The 4,300-nt window shown below is 68.4% G+C and carries 5 protein-coding genes; 2 read left to right on the forward strand and 3 right to left on the reverse strand.

Translation table 11 applies throughout. The features are described 5' to 3' along the window. Positions 1-153: 153 nt before the first annotated feature. The 3 genes from pspB to TSO5_RS33085 form a co-directional block, all read right to left on the reverse strand. Complete coding sequence (pspB, locus tag TSO5_RS28860) at positions 154-381, reverse strand: envelope stress response membrane protein PspB (RefSeq protein WP_109073729.1); 228 nt, start codon at positions 379-381, stop codon at positions 154-156. An 81-nt stretch (positions 382-462) separates the two neighbouring features. Beyond that, positions 463-1,134: a phage shock protein PspA gene (gene pspA / locus TSO5_RS28865; protein ID WP_109154835.1), complete on the reverse strand. Its 672-nt coding sequence runs from the start codon at positions 1,132-1,134 to the stop codon at positions 463-465. A 17-nt stretch (positions 1,135-1,151) separates the two neighbouring features. Further along, complete coding sequence (locus TSO5_RS33085) at positions 1,152-1,316, reverse strand: hypothetical protein (protein ID WP_167393311.1); 165 nt, start codon at positions 1,314-1,316, stop codon at positions 1,152-1,154. A gap of 178 nt (positions 1,317-1,494) precedes the next feature. On the opposite strand from TSO5_RS33085, the gene pspF reads away from it, so the two are divergent. Both pspF and aceB read left to right on the forward strand, forming a co-directional pair. Then, positions 1,495-2,514 (forward strand): phage shock protein operon transcriptional activator, encoded by a 1,020-nt coding sequence (gene pspF, locus TSO5_RS28870; RefSeq protein ID WP_109154836.1) that lies wholly within the window; start codon positions 1,495-1,497, stop codon positions 2,512-2,514. Positions 2,515-2,605: 91 nt separating this feature from the next. Further along, positions 2,606-4,210, forward strand: a complete 1,605-nt coding sequence (aceB, locus tag TSO5_RS28875; RefSeq protein ID WP_109154837.1) for a malate synthase A — start codon at positions 2,606-2,608, stop codon at positions 4,208-4,210. Positions 4,211-4,300 lie beyond the last annotated feature (90 nt).

The following is a 4,300-nucleotide window of genomic DNA, read 5'->3' on the forward strand; positions in this document are numbered from 1 at the left end:
GGTTGCCCCCTCCCCATCCCTCCCCCGCCTCTGGCGGTGGAGGGGGCAGGATGCTTGGCGGCGTCACGTCACTGCCAAAGCGGCGGCAGTCCCCTCTCCCGCAAAGCGGGGGAGGGTTAGGGAGGGGGCATTCGAAGCCGACACCTCATCCCCTCACACCTTGTCGCGCCAGTTCGGCGCCTCGGTGTCGAGCACGCGCTCCAGCGAGTGGACGCGGGCCTCCAGCCGGTTGGAGATCTCCCACAATTCGGCCAGAAGCCGTTCGTCCTGCGCGGTCAATCCGCGCTGGGAGCGCCATTTGGTGATGTAGTGGAAGACGATCCAGACCGGCGCCACCACCACCATGAACAGCACCGCGAGGACGAAACCCAGGAACCCCATGGTCGTCGGGCCTTCTTATTGTCGTGAGAAGAGCGGGCGGGGCGTCACCGCCCCACCCCGGCAGCCGGGTCCGGCCGGCCGTCAGCCGTTACGGCGGGCGGCGATGCGGGCCTTCAGCGCGGCCAGATCCTCCTCGACCTTGTGAGTCGCCTCAAGCTCGGCGATCTCCTCGGTCAGGCTCTTGGTGCGGCCGACGTCATAGGCCTCGACCCGGCCCTCCATCTCGTCAAGGTTACGCTCGACCTGCTCGAAGCGCGAGAGGGCGTCGTTGATGCGCTCGTCATGCAGGACGGTGCGGACCTTGACCCGGTTGCTGGCCGTCTGGGTGCGGGCGACCAGCGCCTTCTCGCGGGTCTTGGCGTCGGTCAGCTTGGCCTGCAGGCGGCCGATGTCCTCATTGGCCTTGGACAGCGCGGCCTCGACCTGCACCAGCTGCTCGGCCAGCGCGTCGGCCTGCTCGGCGACCTTGGACTTCTGCATCAGGGCGCCCTTGGCCAAATCCTCGCGGTCGCGGGTCAGCGCCACCTCGGCCTTGCGGTCCCACTCGTCGCGCTCGCGGTGGAGATCGGCGACGCGGCGTTCGATCTCCTTCTTCTCCGCGATGATCTTGACGGTGGAGGAGCGCACCTCGACCAGCGTGTCTTCCATCTCCTGGATGATCAGGCGGATCAGCTTCTCCGGCTCCTCGGCGCGGTCGAGCAGGGAGTTCAGGTTCGACTGCACGATGTCGGTCAGGCGCGAAAAGATGCTCATGGTCGGTGTCCCGTGTGTCAGCCGAGGATGGCGCCGGCGACGATGCCGGCGAAGAAGAACAGCCAGCTTTCCGCCGGCCGGGTGGCGAGATAGTTGCGCACGCGGCGCGCCAGCGGGCGGCCCTGCGCGGTGTTGAAGCGGTCACCGCCATAGCGGCGGCGGAAATCGCTGAAGTCGCTCATGGATGACCTCCTTGCCATGCCACCGGTATCGCAACCGCCGTGCCAACCCCGGCGCATCGGCGCCAAACCATTGGAATTCCTGGGCTTTCCAAGCTTGCGCCCATAACCGCACCGGATTGCCACCTCGCCAATATGGCGATACCATCGCTAATCCGGCGAAACAGTGGCGAAAAGCACGATGAGCATCACTCCCCCGTCCCTGCTCGGCGAATCGCCGGCCTTCCTGGCGGCGCTGGCGCATGTGTCACGGGTGGCGCCACTGGAGCGGCCGGTGCTGGTGATCGGCGAGCGCGGAACCGGCAAGGAGCTGATCGCCGCCCGCCTGCACTACCTGTCGCAGCGGTGGGACCGCCCCTTCGTCAAGGTGAACTGCGCGGCTCTGCCTGAGTCGCTGCTCGATTCGGAGCTGTTCGGGCATGAGGCCGGGGCCTTCACCGGCGCCACCCGCCGGCAGATCGGCCGGATCGAGCAGGCCGACGGCGGCACCCTGTTCCTGGACGAGATCGCCACCGCCTCCCCCGCCGTTCAGGAAAAGCTGCTGCGTGCCGTCGAGTATGGCGAGATCGAGCGGGTCGGCGGCCGCACCGCCACCGTCGATGTCCGGGTGGTCGGCGCCACCAACGCCGATTTGCCGGCGCTGGCCGCCGCCGGCCGCTTCCGCGCCGACCTGCTGGACCGGCTGGCCTTCGACGTGGTGACCCTGCCGCCGCTACGCGCCCGTCCCGAGGACATCCCGCCGCTTGCCGAGCATTTCGCGCTGGGCATGGTGCGCGAGCTGCAACGCCCGCTGTTCCCCGGCTTCACCGCCGCGGCGCTCGACCGCCTGAGCGGCCATGACTGGCCCGGCAATGTCCGCGAACTGCGCAACGCGGTGGAGCGCTCCGTCGCCGCCGCCGATCCCGACGAGCCGCTCGACCACATCATCCTCGACCCTTTCGAATCGCCCTGGCGTCCGGCCACGGCGCCGTTTGTCCGCCCGGAGGCGGCACCCGCCGCCGCGCAGGCTCCCGCCCCCACCTTCGACGGCGGCATCCTCGGTCAGGTCCGCGCCTTCGAAGCCTCGATCCTGCGCACGGCGCTGGAACGCAACCGCTTCAACCAGCGCCAGACCGCCGAGGCGCTGGGGCTGGGCTATCACCAGTTGCGCGGCATGCTGAAGAAGCACGGGCTGATCCCGCCCGCCCATCTGCGACCTTAGGCCGTCCCCGGATTGTGCGTTTCCCGTGCTATACCGGTTGCCCAACCGTCGAGAGAACGGTTCGTCACGATACGGGAAGGGGAGCAGCACGATGGCCAGCAGCATCTCAGGTCTTGAAATCCGTGGTCCGATCAAGCCCGGTTTCGAGGAAATCCTGACGCCGGAGGCGATGGCCTTCCTGGCGGAGCTGGAGGGGCGCTTCGGCAGCGAACGGCTGCGGCTGCTGGACGTGCGGACCAAGCGGCAGGCGCTGCTCGACCAGGGTCACAAGCCCGATTTCCTGCCGGAAACCCGTGCGATCCGCGAGGCCGATTGGACCATCAGCCCGCTGCCGGTCGACCTGCTCGACCGCCGGGTGGAGATCACCGGCCCGGTCGACCGCAAGATGGTCATCAACGCGCTGAACAGCGGCGCCAAGGTGTTCATGGCCGATTACGAGGATGCGACCTGCCCGACCTGGACCAATCTGGTCGAGGGGCAGATCAACATCCGCGACGCCGTGCGCCGGACCATTTCGTATGAGGACCCGGCCAGCGGGAAGAAATACCGCCTCAACGATCAGCCCGCAGTGCTGAAGGTCCGGCCGCGCGGCTGGCATCTGGAAGAGCGCCATGTGCTGATGGATGGCGAGCCGATGTCCGGCGCGCTGTTCGACTTCGGCCTGCATGTCTTCCACAACGCCAAGGAGCTTCTGGCGCGCGGCAGCGGTCCCTATTTCTACCTGCCCAAGCTGGAGAGCCATTTCGAGGCGCGGCTGTGGCGCGAGGTCTTCCTGGTGGCGGAGGAGTATCTCCACCTGCCGCAGGGCTCGATCAAGGCGACGGTGCTGATCGAGACCATCCTCGCCGCCTTCGAGATGGATGAGATCCTGTACGAACTGCGCGAGCATTCCGCCGGGCTGAACTGCGGTCGCTGGGACTATATCTTCAGCTTCATCAAGAAGTTCCGGAAGGACCCCGCCGCCGTGATGCCCGACCGGGCGGAGGTGACGATGGCCACCCCCTTCCTGTCGGCCTACAGCCAGCTTGCGGTCAAGACCTGCCACCGCCGCGGCGCCCCGGCCATCGGCGGCATGGCCGCCTTCATCCCGGTGAAGGACAACCATGAGGCCAACGAGGCCGCCTTCTCCCGCGTGCGCGCCGACAAGGAGCGCGAGGCGTCCAACGGTCACGACGGCACCTGGGTCGCCCATCCCGCCCTCGTCCCGGTGGCGCGCGAGGTGTTCGACGCCTACATGCCGACGCCGAACCAGATCGCCCGCAAGCGCACCGACGTCAGCGTCACCGCCGCCGACCTGCTGGCGGTCCCCGCCGGGCCGAAGACGGAGGCGGGCCTGCGCAACAATGTGGCGGTCGGCATCGGCTATATCGAGGCGTGGCTGCGCGGCCAGGGCTGCGTCCCGCTGTTCAACCTGATGGAGGATGCCGCCACCGCGGAGATCAGCCGCACCCAGGTCTGGCAGTGGCTCCACACCGGCACGACGCTGGACGACGGACAGGCGGTGACGCTGGACCTCGTCGACCGCGTCATCGGGGAGGAGCTGTCGGCCTGGAAGGCCCGCGTCGGCGCCGACACCTACGCCAAGGGCCGCTACGCCGACGCCGCGTCCCTGTTCCGCGATCTGGTCGCGCGCGAGGACTTCACCGACTTCCTGACCCTGCCGGCCTACGAGCGCGTGGTGGCGGAGGGGGCGTAAGGGACCTCGCCTTGCTACCCCCTCCCTCCCACGCTGGCGCGTGGGTCCCTCCCTCCCCCGCCGTTGGCGGTGGAGGGGAAGAAAGCCGCA

The organism is Azospirillum sp. TSO5, from assembly GCF_003116065.1.
GTDB lineage: Bacteria > Pseudomonadota > Alphaproteobacteria > Azospirillales > Azospirillaceae > Azospirillum.

Coding starts and splice junctions, on each gene's coding strand:
- pspB (WP_109073729.1), bottom strand. CDS start 381: ATGGGGTTCCTGGGTTTCGTCCTCGCGGTGCTGTTCATGGTGGTGGTG.
- TSO5_RS33085 (WP_167393311.1), bottom strand. CDS start 1,316: ATGAGCGACTTCAGCGATTTCCGCCGCCGCTATGGCGGTGACCGCTTC.
- pspA (WP_109154835.1), bottom strand. CDS start 1,134: ATGAGCATCTTTTCGCGCCTGACCGACATCGTGCAGTCGAACCTGAAC.
- aceB (WP_109154837.1), top strand. CDS start 2,606: ATGGCCAGCAGCATCTCAGGTCTTGAAATCCGTGGTCCGATCAAGCCC.
- pspF (WP_109154836.1), top strand. CDS start 1,495: ATGAGCATCACTCCCCCGTCCCTGCTCGGCGAATCGCCGGCCTTCCTG.